Genomic DNA, 16,533 nt, shown 5'->3' with positions numbered 1-16,533 from the left:
CTCACCCCTCGAAATGGTCGGCGATCAGGCGGTCGAGCAGGCGCACGCCATAGCCGGTCGCGCCCTTGGCATAGGTCGGCCCGTCCTTGTCGTGCCACGCCATGCCCGCAATATCGAGGTGCGCCCAGGCGACGCCTTCGTTCACGAAGCGCTTGAGGAACTGCGCCGCGGTGATCGATCCCGCCTCGCGCGGGCCGATATTCTTGATGTCGGCAATGGGGCTGTCGATCAGCTTGTCATAGGCCGGCGACAGCGGGAAGCGCCACAGCTTGTCGCCGCTCGCCTCGCCCGCGCCGAGCAGCTTGGCCGCGAGATCGTCGTCGTTCGCGAACATGCCGCCATATTCGTGACCGAGCGAGATGACCATCGCGCCGGTGAGCGTCGCAAGATCGACGATGACCCTGGGATCATAGCTTTTCTGCGCCCATGCGATCGCATCGCAGAGCACGAGCCGGCCTTCGGCGTCGGTGTTGAGCACCTCGACCGTCTGGCCCGACATGGTGGTCACGATATCGCCGGGGCGCTGCGCATTGCCGTCGGGCATATTTTCGACGAGCCCGACGACACCGACGACATTCGCCTTTGCCTTGCGTCCGGCGATCGCCTTGATCGCACCCGCGACCGCGCCCGCGCCGCCCATGTCCCACTTCATCATATCCATGCCCGGCCCGGGCTTGAGGCTGATGCCGCCGGTGTCGAAAGTGACCCCCTTGCCGACGAACACGACCGGCGCCTCGCCCGCCTTGCCGCCGTTCCAGCGCATCGCGAGCAGCCGCGGCGGGCGCGTCGACCCCTGCGCGACGCCGAGCAGCGCGCCCATGCCGAGCGCCTTCATCTGGCGTTCGTCGAGTATTTCGAGCTCGACGCCGAGGTCGGCGAGATGCTGGCAGCGTTCGACGAAGCTTTCGGGATAGAGGATGTTCGGCGGTTCGGCGACGAGCGTCTGCGTCAGCGCGACGCCGTCGGCGACCGCCGAATAGCCCGCCCAGCGCTCCGAAATGTCGCCGGCGGCCGACGCGATGGTGATCGTCTCGAGGCTCGGCTTCGCGGTGTCGGCGAGCTTGGTGCGATAGGTGTCGAGGCGCCAGTTGCGAAGTTTCGCGCCCATCGCGAAAGCGAGGACGTCCTCTTCGTCGGCCTTGGTCGCGGTGAAATCGACCGACACCGCGCTCGCGCCGCTCGTCTGGAGCCGCGCGGTGAGCGCCGCACCGCCGCGTTCGAGGTCATGGACACTGCCCTCGCCGATGCCGACGAGCAGCAGCCGCTTCGCTGCATCGCCGTCGAGCGCCACCGTTTCAGCGACCGCGCCCGCCACGCCCTCGAAGCGCGCCTGCGCCGCTGCGGCGGCGAGCAAGGCGGCATGGGGTCCAGCGAGCGAACCCACCTCGCCCTTGCGCACCGGGAAGGCGATCACATCGGCGGATGCGCCGATTTGCGCGACAAACTGAATGTCCATGCTTAACTTTCTTATGCGATGATTGATTGCAACGTGCCGGACCGATAGGGGTTTCGCCTGCGAGTTGCAAAACAAAGCAGCCGGTCCGGTCCGGGTGGACGCTATATAGGCATGGGACAAAGTTGATCAAATGAGCCGGGCTTTGTCCCCTTGTCCGAGCGGCGCACGCAGCTTCTGGTTGGCGACGGCGAGCGCGATCGCCTTTACGTCGGTTCCGGCGCTGGCGCAGGCGGCGCCCGATCGCCCTGCCGCCGAGCAAAAGCAGGGCGACCCTGCCGTCCCGCCGGTGGTTCCGACGCTGTCCGCCGACGCGCCTCTGCCAGACGGGCCGAATCTGCAGACCCCCGACGTGTCGCCGGTCCCGGTCGACGCGCCGCAGGTCGAAGGCGAGGACCAGATCGGTTTCGCCGCGGACAATCTGCATTACGACAGCGAAAGCGACGTCGTCGTCGCAGAGGGCAATGTCGAGATGAACCGCGACGCGATCGCGCTGCGCGCCGACAAGGTGACGTGGAATCGCAAGAGCGGGCAGGTCGTCGCCGAGGGCGATGTCGCGATCCGCAATCCCGAAGGCGACACCGCCTATGGCGAGCGCGTCGAACTGAGCGACAGCCTGCGCGACGGGGTGATCGACAATCTGCTCGTCGTGCTGGAGAATGGCGCCCGCATGGCGGCCGCGCGCGGCGAGCGCTTCGACAATGGCGATGTCGTGCTGGAAAACGGCGCTTATACGCCCTGCCCCGTCGTCGATCCCGAAGGATGCCCCAAAAAGCCGACCTGGCAGATCCGCGCCGTGCGCGTGATGTACGACCAGTCGAAGAACAAGATCAAATACAAGGGTGCGCGGGTCGAGATTTTCGGCCTGCCGCTGATCCCGCTGCCGGGGCTCAGCCACCCCGCGTCGAGCGAGGCGGGGAGCGGCCTGCTCGTCCCCAATGTTCGCCTCGACCGCAACAATGGGTTCGAGATCGCGCTTCCCTATTACCTCCGCCTCGCCCCGAACCGCGATCTGACGGTCACGCCGCACGTCTATACCGAGGCGGTGCCGATGGTCGAGGGCGAGTTCCGCGCGCTCACCGATTTCGGCAGCTTTCGCATCAACGGCTATGCCACCTACAGCTCGGTCGTGCCGATCAACGACACGTCGGCGGCGCCGACGACGGGCACCGACGAATTTCGCGGCTATCTGGAAAGTGCGGGCAAGTTCCAGATCGATCCGCGCTGGAGCATCAGCTATTCGGGACGCATCACCACCGACCGCACCTTCATGCGCCGCTATGACATCAGCCGTGACGACCGGTTGCGCTCGACCTTTGAGGCCGAACGGATCGGCAACCGGAGCTATCTGTCGATCGCGGGCTGGGCGACGCAGACGCTGCGCGCCAACGACGTGCAGGGGCAGCAGCCGATCGCGCTGCCGATCATCGACTATCGCCAGCGGTTCGACGACCCATGGCTGGGCGGGCAGTTCGAATTGCAGCTCAACACGCTCGCCATCGGGCGCACCGCGGGGCAGGACACGCAGCGCGCCTTTGCCGGCGCGCGCTGGGACCTGCGGCGTCTGACCGCGCTGGGGCAGGAAGTCACGCTGACCGCGCTGGTGCGCGGCGACGTCTATCACAGCGACGAGAATCTGCTGACCGCCATCCCCGGCTATCGCGGTCGGTCGGGGTGGCAGGCGCGCGGCATCGCGGCGGTCGCGGCCGACATGCGCTGGCCCTTCGTCGGCGAATTGATGGGCGGCACCCAGACGCTGACCCCGCGGGTGCAGATCGTCGCGACGCCGCCGATCGAGAATCTCGACATTCCGAACGAGGATTCGCGCGCCTTCGACCTCGAGGACAGCAATTTATTCGCGATCAACCGCTTCAACGGCTATGACCGCTTCGAGGACGGCGCGCGCATCACCTATGGGTTCGAATGGAATTACAGCCGCCCCGGGTTCAGCATCAACACGGTGGTCGGGCAAAGCTATCGCCTGTCGGACAAGCCGACATTGTTCCCCGACGGCACCGGCCTGACCAGCCGCACGTCGGACATCGTCGGGCGCACCACGGTCGCCTATCGCGACTTCCTGCGCCTGACGCACCGCTTCCGGCTCGACAAGGACAATCTGGCGGTGCGGCGCAACGAGTTCGACGCGACGATCGGCAGCCAGTCGACCTATGCGCTCGTCGGCTATTCCCGGCTGAACCGTGACATCACCAGCCTGGCCGAAGATCTGCAGGACCGCGAGGAGGTGCGGGTCGGCGGGCGGGTTGCAGTGGCGCGCAGCTGGTCGATCTTCGGTTCGGCGACGGTCGACCTGACCGGCCAGAGTGACGACCCGGCCTCGACGAGCGATGGCTGGCAGCCGATTCGCCACCGCCTGGGCCTGGCCTATGACGACGATTGCCTGTCGCTCGCGGTGACATGGCGCCGCGACTATATCGATTCGGGCGACGCAAAGAGCGGCAACAGCTTTCTGTTCCGCGTCGCCTTCCGCAACCTCGGCTTCTAGAGGGGCGCGGATGCGGGGCGCTCAGCCTGCGTTCAGCGTCGCGGCGCTAAGCGGCGCGCAAAGGGGTCCGGGGGCGGATTGCGCTGGACCATCGGGCGCATCCGCTGATACGGAGCGTGCCACTGTTTCTCGAATAGGGTGAAGATGACCAGATTTTCGACCATGATCGGCCTGATCGCCGCGGCCGCCATCGGCGGCACCGCCGTGGCCCAGACCGTCTCCGACGACGGCGCGACGCCGACGACCAGCCTCGACATTCCCGGCAATGTTCACCTCTATGGCGACGCGAAGGCCAATGTCTATCGCCCCTCGGCGACGGTGAACGGCGAGATCATCACCTCGACCGACATCGAGCAGCGCATGGCGCTGATCCGCATCGCGAACAGCGACGTCAAGCTGTCGGCCGAGGAAGAGCAGCGGCTGCGCCAGCAGGTGTTCAGCAATCTGATCGACGAAAAGCTGCAGATCCAGGCCGCGAAACAGGCCGAGATCGAGATCGACGAGAATCTGATCGACCAGCAGTTCGCTCAGCTCGCGACGCGCTTCAAGCAGACGCCCGAGCAATTCAGCAAATATCTGGCATCGAAAGGATCGTCGGCGGCAGCGGTCAAGCAGCAGATCCGCGGCGAATTCGCATGGGATCGCCTGCTGTCGCGCAACATCCAGTCGACGACCAACGTTTCGACCGACGAGGTGGACGCGGTGCTCAAGCGGCTCAACGACGCCAAGGGCCAGGACGAATATCACCTCGGCGAAATCTATATGACCGCGACGCAGGACAATATCGACGCGGTGGTCGAAAATGCGCGGAAGATCATGCAATCGTTGCAGGCCGGGGGATCGTTCGCGGCCTATGCGCGGCAATTCTCCGAAGCATCGACCGCGGTGGTCGGCGGCGACCTCGGCTGGGTTCGGGCGGGTCAGCTTCCGGCCTCGATGGCCGAAGCGGCGGCGCAGATGGGCCCGGGCCAGCTCGTCGGACCGATCGAGGTGCCGGGCGGGGTTTCGATCCTGCTGATGGTCGACCGGCGCCAGGTGCTCACCGCCGACCCGCGCGACGCGGTACTCAGCCTCAAGCAGATTTCGCTCGACTTCCCGGCAGGCACGACCGAAGCGCAGGCGACCGACCTCGCGAGCAAATTCACCACCGCGACGAGCAATATTTCGGGCTGCGGCGCGGCCGACGAGGTGGCGCGCTCGCTCGGCGCGCAGATCGTGTCGCGCGACAATATCGCGATGCGCCAGCTGCCCGCGCCGCTGCAGCAGACGCTGCTCGACATGCAGATCGGCCGCAGCACGCAGCCCTTCGGATCGGAGGATCAGGGCATCAGCGTGCTCGTCCTGTGCGGCCGCGACATGCCGCAGGCGGCGGGGCAGCCGAGCGCCGAGCAGATCGAGCAGCGGCTGCTCGACGAAAAGGTCAACAAGCGGGCCCAGCGCTATCTGCGCGACCTGCGCCGGGACGCCGTGATCGAATATAGCTGATGAGTGACGGACTGACACGGCGCCCGATCGCGGTCACCATGGGAGACCCGGCCGGCGTCGGCCCCGAAGTCGCGGCGCGCGCCTGGGCAGCGCGGCGCGACCATGCGCTGCCGCCCTTTGTCGCGATCGGCGATGCGGCCACCGTAGGCGCGGTGTGGAACGGCCCGCTCGTGCGCGTCGGCAGCATGGACGAGGTGGCGGCGACCTTTGCCGACGCCCTGCCCGTCTGGCACCTGGAGGACAGCGGGCCGCTGACCCCGGGCGAGCCGACCGCGGCGGGCGCGGCCTGCGCGCTGCACGCGCTCGAGACCGGCATCGGGCTGACCCGCAACCAGGCAAGCGCCGCGCTGGTCACCGGGCCGGTGTCGAAACATGCGTTGCAGGGTATCGGCTATACGCATCCCGGCCAGACCGAATTCATCGCCGAACGCTGCGGCGTCACCGCGACCAATGCGGTGATGATGCTCGCGGGGCCGTCGCTGCGCGTCGTGCCGCTGACCGTGCATATTCCGCTTGCCGAGGTGCCCGAGCGGCTGACCGGCGAATTGATCGTCGCCAAGGCGCGCATCGTCGCGCGCGGGCTGAAGCGCGATTTCGGGATCGAGGCGCCGCGCCTCGCGATCGCGGGAATGAACCCGCACGCGGGCGAGAGCGGGCGGCTGGGCGACGAAGAGATCCGCATCATCGCCCCCGCGGTCGCGCAGCTCGTCGCCGACGGCATTGCGATCGACGGCCCGTTCGCCGCCGATGCGCTGTTCGCGCCCGGTATCCGCGACCAATATGATGCGCTGCTCTGTCCCTATCACGATCAGGCGCTCGCGCCGTTCAAGGCGCTGCACTTCCACGACGGGGTCAATCTGACGCTCGGACTGCCGATCGTGCGCACCTCGCCCGATCACGGAACGGCGTTCAACATCGCCGGAAGCGGCCGCGCCGACCCCGGCCCGACGATCGCCGCGATCGCGATGGCGGCAAAGCTCGCCGCGAGCCGCGCGCGGCGCTGCGTTCCCGCCGCGTGACATGAGCAGGACTCCCGCGCGCAGCCTGCCGCCGCTGCGCGAAACGGTGCGTGCGCACGGCCTGTCGGCGAGCAAGGCGTTGGGGCAGAATTTCCTGTTCGACGAGCAATTGCTCGATCGCATCGCAGCGCTGCCCGGCGACCTCGACGGCGCGACGGTGTTCGAGGTCGGCCCCGGCCCCGGCGGGCTGACGCGCGCGTTGCTGCGCGCCGGCGCGCGCGTGATCGCGGTCGAGCGCGACCATCGCTGCCTGCCCTTGCTCGCCGAACTGAACGAGGCATTCGACGGGCGGCTCACGGTGATCGAGGGCGACGCGATGACGGTCGATCCCGACGCCCTCGCCGGCGGACCGTATCATATCGTTGCCAACCTGCCCTATAATGTCGGCACCGCGCTGTTCACGCGCTGGCTCGAGCCCGCCGAATGGCCGCCGCGCTGGCAATCGCTGACGCTGATGTTCCAGCAGGAGGTTGCCGAACGCATCGTCGCCCCGGTCGGGACGAACGCCTATGGCCGCCTTGCCATCCTTGCCCAATGGCGGGCGGAGGCGAAGATCGCGATGAAGGTCCACCGGTCGGCCTTCACGCCGCCGCCGAAGGTGATGTCGGCGATCGTCCGTATCCTCCCCGGCAAAGAGCCCGAGGGCGTCGACCCGGCGCTCCTGTCGCGGCTCACCGAAAAAGGCTTCGGCCAGCGCCGCAAGATGTTGCGCCAGAGCCTGAAGAGCATTCCGGGCGCGGTCGAGGCGCTCGAGGCGATCGGGATCGACCCGACGCGGCGCGCCGAAACGGTGGGCGTCGACGAATGGGTGGCGCTGGCGCGATTGCTGAAGTGCTGAATGTTCCGGCCTGTCGTGCAGGCAATATAAATCAGTAACTTTCCCGGATATTTCGAGATCGAGCCAAGTATTTTCTCCGGAACATTCTAGTATAATTCCCTGCTCGCTCCAGCGATGGAGCCGATTTTCGGACCTGTCGTCCTACCCCATTCTTTCATGCTGCACATGCTTGGGGGCGGAAGGAGGTTCGACCTTGTGCCCGAGAATCGCCATCATGGCCCTCGTTCTCGCAGTCACGGCCGTGCCGGGGCAGGCATTCGGCAAGTCCGCCAAAATCATTCCCGCCGGCGAACTGGTCCTTGCGGGCACGCCCGTGCGGTGCGGTGCGGCCCGGACCGTCGTCACCGGCCTCGGCGAAGTCGCCATGACCTATCCGGGCTATATCCTGCTCGACCCGACCCTGTTTTCGATGCCGCCCGCCATTCAGCATTTCTGGTACGCGCACGAATGCGCGCACCAGCTGTTCGGCTATGGTGAGCTGGCCGCCGATTGCTGGGCGATCCAGATGGGGAAGCGGCTCGGTTGGTTCGGTATCGGCGATCTTGAATGGCTCGAGGCCAACGCGGGCCGGATGCGTAGCGATGCCGAGCATCCGCAGGCCGCCGTGCGGCTGGCCAATTTGGAGCGATGCTATGCGGCAGCGCCCGAAGCGCGACCGGCCAAACGGGTTGTCGTGGCGTTCGCCAGCGGGTTTTAGCCGGGCAGGAGTTAGAATATTGCGGCTTCGGGGGTGGGGACGGACGTTCCAAATCCTCCCTGTCGCGCAGCGATGGGGAGGTGGCAGCGCGAAGCGCTGACGGAGGGGACGCGAGCGAAGCGAGCGCTGCGCGCTCGCGCCTCCACCGCCTTCGGCGGTCCCCCTCCCCACGGCTGCGCCGCGGGGAGGATTTCTAGGCCGAAGGCCGCCGCTATTCCGCCAGCGTCAGGCGTTCGAAGCGTTCGATATGATAGTCGGCGCTGCCGAACTGGCCTTCGATCAGCGTCGCGCGCTTGAAATAATGGCCGATGGCGAGTTCCTGCGTGATGCCGATGCCGCCGTGGGTCTGGATCGCATTCTGGCCGACGAATTTGGCGCCGCGCGACACCTTGTTCTTCGCCGACGACACCGCCGCCATGCGTTCGGCCGCCGGAAGGTCGAGCTTGAGCGTGCCCATGATCGTCATCGAGCGCGCCTGTTCGACCTCCATGAACATGTCGACCATGCGGTGCTGGAGCACCTGAAACTTCGCGATCGGGATGCCGAACTGCTTGCGCTGCTGCGTATATTCGAGCGTCCCTTCGTGCAGCTTCTGCATCACGCCCGTCGCCTCGGCGCAGATCGCGACGGTCGCTTCGTCGACGATCTGTTCGATGAGGCCCAGCCCCGCGCCTTCGCCGCCGAGCAGCGCGTCGCCGGGGATCGCGACATTTTCGAAATAGATTTCGGACGCGCGATTGCCGTCGACGGTCGGATAGTCGCGGCGCACGATGCCCGGGAGCTTGGCGTCGATCAGGAACAGCGACACCCCGTCGCGGTCGCGCTGGCCGCCGCCGGTGCGCGCGGTGACGAGCAGATGCGTCGCCCAGGGCGCGGCATAGACGACACTCTTGTGGCCGTTCAGCACCCAGCCCGCGCCGTCCTTCTTCGCGGTGGTGGTCAGATTGGCGAGATCATAGCGGCCCTGCGGTTCGGCATAGGCGAAGGCGATGATCGCATTGCCCGCGATGATCTCGGGGATCATCGCGTCGGCCTGCGCACCGCCGACGGCCTTGAGCGCGCCGCCGCCGATCACCACGGTCGGCAGATAGGGCTCGATGCCGAGCACCTTGCCGAACTCTTCCATGATGATCGCATTTTCGAGCGCGCCGCCGCCGAGGCCGCCCTGCTCTTCGGCAAAGGACGCGCCGAGCATGCCGAGGTCCTGCGCGAGCGCGGTCCAGATCGCGGGATCGCGGCCTTCGTCGCTATTGATGAACTTCTGGCGGGTTTCGAAGTCATAGGTGTCGGCCAGAAAGCGCGAGAGCGTGTTGCGGATCATGTCCTGCGTTTCGGTGTAGGTGAAATCCATTGTCGTCGTTCCTGAACTTGATCGTCATCCCGGCGAAGGCCGGGGTCTCGCCGGTGCATAAAGCCGAAAGGTCGAGATCCCGGCCTTCGCCGGGATGACGCCTGTTTTCCGATTAGAGGCCGAGCACCATCTTCGCGATGATGTTGCGCTGGATCTCGTTCGATCCGCCATAGATGGTCGTCTTGCGCATGTTGAAATAGGTCGGCGCGGCACGGTGCGCATAGTCGGGGCCGATCGGATGCTCGTTGTCCCCTTCGCCGAAGCCGCGGAAATAGGGCGCGCCATAATGGCCGACGGCTTCGAGCGTCAGCTCGGTGAGCCGCTGCTGGATTTCGCTGCCCTTGATCTTGAGCAGGCTCGATTCGGGCCCCGGCCCCTTGCCGGCGTTCGGGCCGGCAAGGCCGCGCAATTCGGTAAATTCGAGCGCGGTCAGGTCGATTTCGAGCTCGGCGACCTTGCGCTTGAAGAAGGGGTTCTGGAGCAGCGGCTTGTCGCCGTCGAGTTCGGTGCGCGCGATCGCCTTCACCTTCTCGATCCCGCGCTTCGACGCCGCGACGCCGGCGATGCCGGTGCGTTCGTGCGCGAGCAGGAACTTGGCGCAGGTCCAGCCCTTATTCTCTTCGTAAACGCGCTGATTGACGGGGACGCGGACGTCTTCGAGCCAGACTTCGTTGACTTCGTGCTCGCCGCCCAGCGTGATGATCGGGCGCACGGTGATGCCCGGCGATTTCATGTCGATCAAAAGGAAGCTGATGCCTTCCTGCTGCTTCGCATCCTTGTCGGTGCGCACGAGGAAGAAGCCCCAGTCGGCATGCTGCGCGAGCGTGGTCCAGGTCTTTTGCCCGTTGACGACATAATGATCGCCGTCACGCACCGCCGTGGTGCGCAGGCTCGCAAGGTCCGACCCCGCGCCGGGTTCCGAATAGCCCTGGCACCACCAATCCTCGCCCGAGAGAATGCGCGGCAGGAAGCGCGCCTTTTGCTCGGGGGTGCCGAACGTATAGATCACCGGCCCGACCATCGACAGGCCGAAGGGCAGCAGGCGGATGCAATCGGCGTGCGCGGTTTCTTCGGAAAAGATGAAACGCTGCGTCGGGGTCCAGCCGGTGCCGCCATATTCGACCGGCCACGCGGGGGCGACCCAGCCCTTTTTGTAGAGGATCTTGTGCCAGGCGAGGAAATCCTCCTTGCTCAGCTCCTCGCCCTCGTCCTGCTTGCCGCGCAATTCGGCGGGATAATTTTCGGCGATGAAGTCGCGCACTTCCTTCTGGAAGGCAAGATCTTCGGGGCTGAACTCCATGTCCATCGTGATTCTCCCATTGGATCAGGGCGCCCTTATAGAAAGCGCTCACCTTTACGTAAACGGAAAGTTGTAGGCCGCAACCTTCACTGCTGTGAACAAGCAGGGTGCGCCGTTCGCGCCGGCTTGTCCAGCGTTCCGGGCGGGTGTGCCGGGATAAATATCGGCTTGATGGGGGGCGTGGTGCGGCGCTCTCTCTCGGCGCCGCGATATTTTTGTTTCGCACGAAGCCACAAAGCCACGAAGATGGAGCGCCGACCGCGAAGCGGCGTTCCTCTGCGACCATGCGACCGGCCGCACCGTCGATAAAGGAACTGGCCTATCGGCCCCCGCCTTCTTCTTGGTGGCTTTGTGGCTTCGTGCGAAAACAACTGCACCGTCCCGGCCGGGATAGCACCAGGCGATCGGCGGAAACGCTAGCGCGGGGTTACCAGAATGACCGCACCGTCGCTCGCATAGGCCGAGCGGCGCTCGACGAGCGCGAGGCGCACCGGCAGCGTGTCGCCGTCGCGCGTCACCAGCGCGCTGTCGAGCCGCGTCGGGGTGCCGGTGCGGAACAAGGTTTCGAGCGCTTCGCCGAAGGCCTGGCGCGCGCCGAGCGGCAATAGTGCGGTAAAGCGCACCCGGCGCAGCGCGGCTTCGTCGGTGCCGACCAGCGCCGCAAGCGCCGGATTGGCCGCCTCGACCTGCTCGCGCACCGAAATGCGCGCGACGCCGAGCGCCCCGTCGATCTCGACCGCGTCGGCGAGCGCGCGCCGCGCGTCCTGCTCGGCGAGGGTCGCCCAGGTATCGCCGGTATCGCGCAGCATCATCGCACCGCCGATCGCAAGCGGCACGAGGTCGACCTGCATCCAGCGGCGCGGCTCGATCAGCCCGGGCACCTCGCCCGAAAAGCGCTCGCGGTGGTGGAGCATCCGCAGCAGATGCGCGTGGAGCATCGTGCCCGCAAAACCCGGTAGCGCCGCTGCGAGCTCGCATCCGACAAGCGCGCTGGCGGGCGCCTCGAGCCGGTCGGATGCGGCGGGATTGACCGCCGCAATGCGTGCGCCGCGATCGACGAAGATCACCGCATCGCGCAGCGATTCGACGATCGCGGCCTGCGAGGCCGCGAGCCGATCGCCGGGCGCCTCGCCTCCCCCATCGAGCCGGCGGTAATCGGCGAGCGAGATCAGCACATGCGCGTCCTTGCCGTGGTGCGTGACGACGAGCGGCTTGCGCGACGCCTGCATCCGCCAGCTTCCGAAGCCGCGGATGAACTCCGCCGCCGATACGCGCTGGGGCTCCTGACCTGGTTCCACCTTTGCCTCCCCGAAATACCGAAGCATTCGGTCATCATAGGCTGCGCGGGGCGTTTCGGTGCGCCACTATGGATGAATCGGCGGTTGAACGCGTCCGGTCTCGCGCCGTTACGGAGGATCAGACCAGCCGCGCGCGGCCGCAGCGTAGCTCGTTGACCCGCGCGTCTGCCTCGCCGAGGTGCAGCCCGAGCACGCCGGTCACCCCTTCGAGCACGCCGTCGAGCACCGGCGCGGCGCGCCCGACCGCCTGCCCCACGGTCGCGGTCAGCGGACCCAGGTTGAGGCCGAGGCCGAGCAGGTTGACCTTGAGCTCGAGGTCGTCGGCGAGCGAGGTTGCGGCGCCGGCGACGAGGCCGTCGCTCTCGACCGTCTTCACCGTGCCGTCGGCGATCTCGTCGCGCGAGAAGTCGACGGGCTTTTCGGAAAGATCGGCGAGGGTGAGTTCGGCGCGTGCATCGACGCTGGCGAGCGGCAGTTGCAGCACGCGCGCCGCTTTCGGGGCGAGCGGGCGCTGCATATTCTGGAAATCGCCCGCATCGACCGCGCCGATGGCGAGCGTCGCGGGCGCGGTCGTCACCGCCAGCGAGACCGCGTCGCGCGCATTCTGCCCGCAATCTATCGACGAAATGCGCGCCGCGGCCGAGCCGAGTTCGGCGACGACGGGCAAATCGACCTTCGCGAGCGGCGTTTCGACCCGGGCGCCGAGCTTGAGGCGGACCTGCGCGGTGCGGACGATGACGTCCTGATCGTCGGTGACCGCGATCAGCGGCGAATGGGCGGGCGGCTCGCCGATGAGCAGCGCGACGTCGATTCCCGATCCGCCCGGAAGGTCGCTGGCGAGCGACAGATCGAGCTGGCGGTTGGCGCTGCCGAGCGCGAGCATCGTCTGCAACAGGCTCATCGCATTGACGCGCACCGGATTGGCGGCGTCGACACGGATGCTCGACGCGCGCGGCCCGAGGTCGATCGCGCGCGACGGGATGAGCGTGCGCGGCAGCGCGCCGTCGGCGATCCGTTCGAGGACGGTCGCAACCTCGCCGTCGCTCGCGCTCGCCAGCGCGGACAGCGCCTGCGGCAGCGTCACCTGCGTGTCGAGCGTCTGACCAAAGGTCAGCACGTCGGCGTCGAGTTCGGTGCGCAGCGCTTCGGAAAAGGCGAGCAGGTCGATGTCGGCGCTCGCCAGCGCATTATAATCCATCACCGACAGGTCGACCTTGCTGCCCGTGAGCGCCGAGAGCACGGCGTTGGCAACGCCGTCGTGGACCGACGCGACGCGCGACCCGAGCGAGAAGGCGGCATAGCCCTGCCGCGCGCCGGTCGCGGCGGCGCTGATGATGCTATCGTCGCGTCCCGTCAGGAAGCGGCCGAAATAGAGCGGGCGGTCGCGGGTAAGGACGACGCGCACTGCATTGGGTGCGGTGCCGCCGACGGTGAAGCGCTTTTCCGCAGGGATCGCGACATCGCGGTTATAGGTGCCCGCCTCGAAGCGCGCGATGACGATGCCGCAATCGCAGTTCGCGGCAATGATCCGCTCGGCCGCGGCGCGTTCCTCGCCCGGGCGCCCCGCCGCCGCGAGCGCCGCAGCGTCGGCGATTCCCTGCAGCTTGCGGCGCTCGAGATAGAGCGAGCCGACATCGACCGCGAGCGCCGCCGATCCGATCAGCATGGTCAGCCCGAACGCCGCCATGATGCTGATCCCGCCGCGCGTGTCGCGGCCGAACATGTGGAGGGGCGCGCGTGCCATCGCCTCAGTCCGCCGGCAGCTCGAAGGTCGCGCTCGCCCGGATGACGTTGCCGGGCGACGGCACGAGCGAGGTGCGCAGGAAATTGCCCTCGGGCACGGTGAAACTGACCGCGACGGTCACCGCATCGCTCGTCTCCGAAACCGCGATAGCGCGGTTTTCGGCCGAGGCTCCGGCCACGCCGGCGAGGCTGCGGCCCACCGCGCGCTCCGCAATGTCGCGCCGGTCGGCGGCGTCGAGCCCTATGATCGCGGCGCGCGCGCCGTCGTTCGCGGCCTGCTGCACGCTGTGCGCGAGCATGAAATATTGCCCATAGACGAGGATGCCCATCGCGAGCGCAACGAACAGCGGCAGCACCAGCGCCATCTCGACGACGGCAGCCGCCCGCTCGCTGCGCAGCAGCCGATTGGCGGCTGCGGACAGCGAACGGGCGGACAACCGACGGAGACGATTCGGGCAGGACATGCGGCAAGCATGGCGGGCGCGAATGAAAGCGGCGTCGCCCGCCGATGCGGATCATTTTATGGAATTTGCAGATATTCGGAGCACCGCCGTGCGCGCGAAACCGTCGGCTTTGCTGGCCGGTTAACGCGCGCGCCGGGCGGCGGCGCGGAAAATCCGCTATTCGGCTGCGGGTTCGAGCTTGTCCTGCGTGCGCAGTTCGAAATCCGAGGCGTCGTGGCGTTCGTGGAGCTGGCTCGCCGGATCGCCCATCACGCGGTTGACCATGCGTCCGCGCTTCACTGCGGGGCGCGCCGCGACCTGGTCGGTCCAGCGCTGGACATTCTTATACTCCTGCACCTGCAGGAATTCGCCCGCGTCATAGACGAGCCCCTTGGCCAGCGCGCCGTACCAGGGCCAGATCGCCATGTCGGCGATGCTATAGTCGCCGCCCGCGACATATTCGCTTTCCGCGAGGCGCCGGTCGAGCACGTCGAGCTGGCGCTTCACCTCCATCGCATAGCGATTGATCGGATATTCCTGCTTGAAGGGCGCATAGGCATAGAAATGCCCGAAGCCGCCGCCGAGGAAGGGGGCGCTTCCCATCTGCCACATCAGCCACGACAGCGTTTCGGCGCGCGCGGCGGGGTCGCTCGGCAGGAAGGCGCCGAATTTTTCGGCGAGGTAGATCAGGATCGCGCCCGATTCGAAGACGCGCACCGGCTTGTCGCCGCTGCGGTCGAGCAACGCCGGAATCTTGCTGTTCGGGTTGATGTCGACGAAACCGCTCGAAAACTGGTCGCCTTCGTTGATGCGGATCAGCCAGGCGTCATATTCGGCGCCCGAATGGCCGGCTTCCAGCAATTCCTCGAGCATCACCGTCACCTTCACGCCGTTGGGCGTGCCGAGCGAATAGAGCTGAAGCGGATGCTTGCCGACGGGCAGGTCCCTGTCGTGCGTCGGCCCGGCGACCGGGCGGTTGATATTGGCGAATCGTCCGCCGCTTTCCTTGTCCCACGTCCAGATTTTCGGCGGCACATATTCGCTCTGCTCGGTCATCGCTGGCTCCTGCGCTAAATTTTATACTGACCGGTATCTAATGCGGTGACGCCGCTTCGTCCAGCGGGCGGGCTCAAATTATCCTTTGCGCGCGCAAAGCTGCGATCGCCGCATCGTCATAGCCGATCTCGCGCAGGATCGTGTCGCTATGCTCGCCGACCTGCGGCGCGCGCTTGGGCGCGGTCTTGGCGCTGGCGGACAGCGAAATCGGAGCCCGGATGACCGGCGCCGCGCGCGGCGTGCCGGGATAGGCCGTGGCCTCGACCAGGCCCATTGCGGCGACCTGTGGGTGCGCCAGCGCTTCGGAGGGGCGCACGACCGGGGCCGCGGGAACGCGCACCGCCGCCAGTTCGTCGATCGCCTGTTCGCTGGTGCGCGAGTTGCACCACGCCTGCATGATCGCGCTCAGTTCGGCGCCATTGTCGCCGCGCAAAATGTCGCTGGCATAGCGCGTATCGTCGATCAGGTCGGGACGCTCGACGAGTTCGGCCCAGCGGCGGAAGATCGGCGCGCCGACGATCTGGGTGACGATCCAGCCGTCGCGGGTGCGGAACAGGTCGGTCGGCGCCGAGCTGTAGCTGCGATTGCCGATCGGCTGACGCTCGATCCCGTTCAGCGCATGGTCGATCGTCAGCGCATTCGACATGGCGAGCGCGGTGCCGAACAGCGACCCCGACACGCACTGCCCCTTCCCCGTCGTCTCGCGCTCGCGCAGCGCGAGCATCACGCCGAAGGCGCAGTGGAGCGCGGTGCCGAAGTCGACATAATTGACCTGCGCGCGATAGGGCTGATCGGGGGTTCCGGTCAGATGGACGGTGCCCGACATCGCCTGCCCCACCGCGTCGAAGCCGACCCGTTCGGCAAGCGGCCCTTCGCGCCCGAAAGCCGAGGCGGTCGCCAGGATGACGCGCGGGTTGATCGCGGCAAGACTGTCGTAGTCGAGCCCCAGCCTGACCAGTGCGTCGTGCGGCAGGTTGGCGACGACGACATCGGCGGCCGCGACCAGCCGCCGGACGATCTCACGGCCTTCGGGGCTGCCGGGCTTCAAGGTCAGGCAGCGCTTGTTCCGGTTCATTTGCAGGAACATCGCGCCCGACCCGTCGTTGGCGACGGGAACCGTATAGCGATCGTCATTGCCGTCCGGCGCCTCGATCCGGATGACGTCGGCGCCATAGTCGGCGAGCAGCGCCGCGCAATAGGGACCGGCGATATAGCGCCCGAAATCGAGCACCTTGATGCCGCGCAATGGCACGATATGTCTCTCCCGCCGCTTCGTTCGTCCCCGGGGCTAGCAGCGGCTCGCTGCTGCCGCCAGTGGGGCGCGTCGCGAAATTGTGACGAGAGGGT

The 16,533-nt window shown here is 67.0% G+C and carries 13 protein-coding genes; 5 read left to right on the top strand and 8 right to left on the bottom strand.

Annotated elements, in window-relative coordinates:
- Position 1: 1 nt before the first annotated feature.
- The gene (locus KNJ79_RS10790; protein WP_317151067.1) at positions 2-1,456 is read right to left on the bottom strand and encodes a leucyl aminopeptidase; all 1,455 of its coding nucleotides are present in this window, start codon (positions 1,454-1,456) and stop codon (positions 2-4) included.
- 130 nt (positions 1,457-1,586) lie between these two features.
- On the opposite strand from KNJ79_RS10790, the gene lptD reads away from it, so the two are divergent.
- The 5 genes from lptD (at position 1,587) to KNJ79_RS10765 (ending at position 7,995) form a co-directional block, all read left to right on the top strand.
- Positions 1,587-3,956: an LPS assembly protein LptD gene (lptD, locus tag KNJ79_RS10785; RefSeq protein ID WP_317151066.1), complete on the top strand. Its 2,370-nt coding sequence runs from the start codon at positions 1,587-1,589 to the stop codon at positions 3,954-3,956.
- A gap of 144 nt (positions 3,957-4,100) precedes the next feature.
- Positions 4,101-5,441, top strand: a complete 1,341-nt coding sequence (locus KNJ79_RS10780) for a peptidylprolyl isomerase (protein ID WP_317151065.1) — start codon at positions 4,101-4,103, stop codon at positions 5,439-5,441.
- Positions 5,441-6,460 (top strand): 4-hydroxythreonine-4-phosphate dehydrogenase PdxA, encoded by a 1,020-nt coding sequence (gene pdxA / locus KNJ79_RS10775; RefSeq protein ID WP_317151064.1) that lies wholly within the window; start codon positions 5,441-5,443, stop codon positions 6,458-6,460. The genes KNJ79_RS10780 and pdxA overlap by 1 nt, the downstream gene beginning before the upstream one ends.
- 1 nt (position 6,461) lies before the next feature.
- The gene (gene rsmA, locus KNJ79_RS10770) at positions 6,462-7,298 is read left to right on the top strand and encodes a 16S rRNA (adenine(1518)-N(6)/adenine(1519)-N(6))-dimethyltransferase RsmA (protein ID WP_317151063.1); all 837 of its coding nucleotides are present in this window, start codon (positions 6,462-6,464) and stop codon (positions 7,296-7,298) included.
- A 214-nt stretch (positions 7,299-7,512) separates the two neighbouring features.
- Complete coding sequence (locus tag KNJ79_RS10765; RefSeq protein ID WP_317151062.1) at positions 7,513-7,995, top strand: hypothetical protein; 483 nt, start codon at positions 7,513-7,515, stop codon at positions 7,993-7,995.
- Positions 7,996-8,206: 211 nt separating this feature from the next.
- Here the strand turns inward: KNJ79_RS10765 and KNJ79_RS10760 are convergent, their stop codons facing one another.
- The 7 genes from KNJ79_RS10760 to KNJ79_RS10730 form a co-directional block, all read right to left on the bottom strand.
- Complete coding sequence (locus tag KNJ79_RS10760) at positions 8,207-9,346, bottom strand: acyl-CoA dehydrogenase family protein (RefSeq protein WP_317151061.1); 1,140 nt, start codon at positions 9,344-9,346, stop codon at positions 8,207-8,209.
- Positions 9,347-9,458: 112 nt separating this feature from the next.
- A complete protein-coding gene (locus tag KNJ79_RS10755; protein ID WP_317151060.1) occupies positions 9,459-10,652 on the bottom strand; it encodes an acyl-CoA dehydrogenase family protein in 1,194 nt (397 codons plus the stop codon).
- 410 nt (positions 10,653-11,062) lie between these two features.
- Positions 11,063-11,944 (bottom strand): PAS domain-containing protein, encoded by an 882-nt coding sequence (locus tag KNJ79_RS10750; protein WP_317151059.1) that lies wholly within the window; start codon positions 11,942-11,944, stop codon positions 11,063-11,065.
- 118 nt (positions 11,945-12,062) lie between these two features.
- A complete protein-coding gene (locus tag KNJ79_RS10745; protein WP_317151058.1) occupies positions 12,063-13,688 on the bottom strand; it encodes a TadG family pilus assembly protein in 1,626 nt (541 codons plus the stop codon).
- Positions 13,689-13,692: 4 nt separating this feature from the next.
- Entirely contained in the window at positions 13,693-14,124 is a 432-nt protein-coding gene (locus KNJ79_RS10740; protein WP_317151057.1) for a TadE/TadG family type IV pilus assembly protein, read from the bottom strand.
- A gap of 183 nt (positions 14,125-14,307) precedes the next feature.
- A complete protein-coding gene (gene yghU, locus KNJ79_RS10735; RefSeq protein ID WP_317151056.1) occupies positions 14,308-15,186 on the bottom strand; it encodes a glutathione-dependent disulfide-bond oxidoreductase in 879 nt (292 codons plus the stop codon).
- A 73-nt stretch (positions 15,187-15,259) separates the two neighbouring features.
- A complete protein-coding gene (locus tag KNJ79_RS10730; RefSeq protein ID WP_317151055.1) occupies positions 15,260-16,438 on the bottom strand; it encodes a CaiB/BaiF CoA transferase family protein in 1,179 nt (392 codons plus the stop codon).
- Positions 16,439-16,533: the final 95 nt, after the last annotated feature.

The organism is Sphingopyxis indica, assembly GCF_032879645.1.
GTDB classification, from domain to species: Bacteria; Pseudomonadota; Alphaproteobacteria; order Sphingomonadales; family Sphingomonadaceae; genus Sphingopyxis; species Sphingopyxis indica.
The sequence above is the reverse complement of the archived record's forward strand: the minus strand, read 5'-3'. Positions and strand labels throughout refer to the sequence as shown.

Excerpts from the sequence above, each read along its gene's own strand:
- KNJ79_RS10760 (WP_317151061.1), bottom strand. The coding sequence starts at position 9,346 with ATGGATTTCACCTACACCGAAACGCAGGACATGATCCGCAACACGCTC.
- yghU (WP_317151056.1), bottom strand. The coding sequence starts at position 15,186 with ATGACCGAGCAGAGCGAATATGTGCCGCCGAAAATCTGGACGTGGGAC.
- KNJ79_RS10765 (WP_317151062.1), top strand. The coding sequence starts at position 7,513 with ATGGCCCTCGTTCTCGCAGTCACGGCCGTGCCGGGGCAGGCATTCGGC.
- KNJ79_RS10780 (WP_317151065.1), top strand. The coding sequence starts at position 4,101 with ATGACCAGATTTTCGACCATGATCGGCCTGATCGCCGCGGCCGCCATC.
- KNJ79_RS10745 (WP_317151058.1), bottom strand. The coding sequence starts at position 13,688 with ATGGCACGCGCGCCCCTCCACATGTTCGGCCGCGACACGCGCGGCGGG.
- pdxA (WP_317151064.1), top strand. The coding sequence starts at position 5,441 with ATGAGTGACGGACTGACACGGCGCCCGATCGCGGTCACCATGGGAGAC.
- KNJ79_RS10755 (WP_317151060.1), bottom strand. The coding sequence starts at position 10,652 with ATGGACATGGAGTTCAGCCCCGAAGATCTTGCCTTCCAGAAGGAAGTG.
- rsmA (WP_317151063.1), top strand. The coding sequence starts at position 6,462 with ATGAGCAGGACTCCCGCGCGCAGCCTGCCGCCGCTGCGCGAAACGGTG.
- KNJ79_RS10790 (WP_317151067.1), bottom strand. The coding sequence starts at position 1,456 with ATGGACATTCAGTTTGTCGCGCAAATCGGCGCATCCGCCGATGTGATC.
- lptD (WP_317151066.1), top strand. The coding sequence starts at position 1,587 with ATGAGCCGGGCTTTGTCCCCTTGTCCGAGCGGCGCACGCAGCTTCTGG.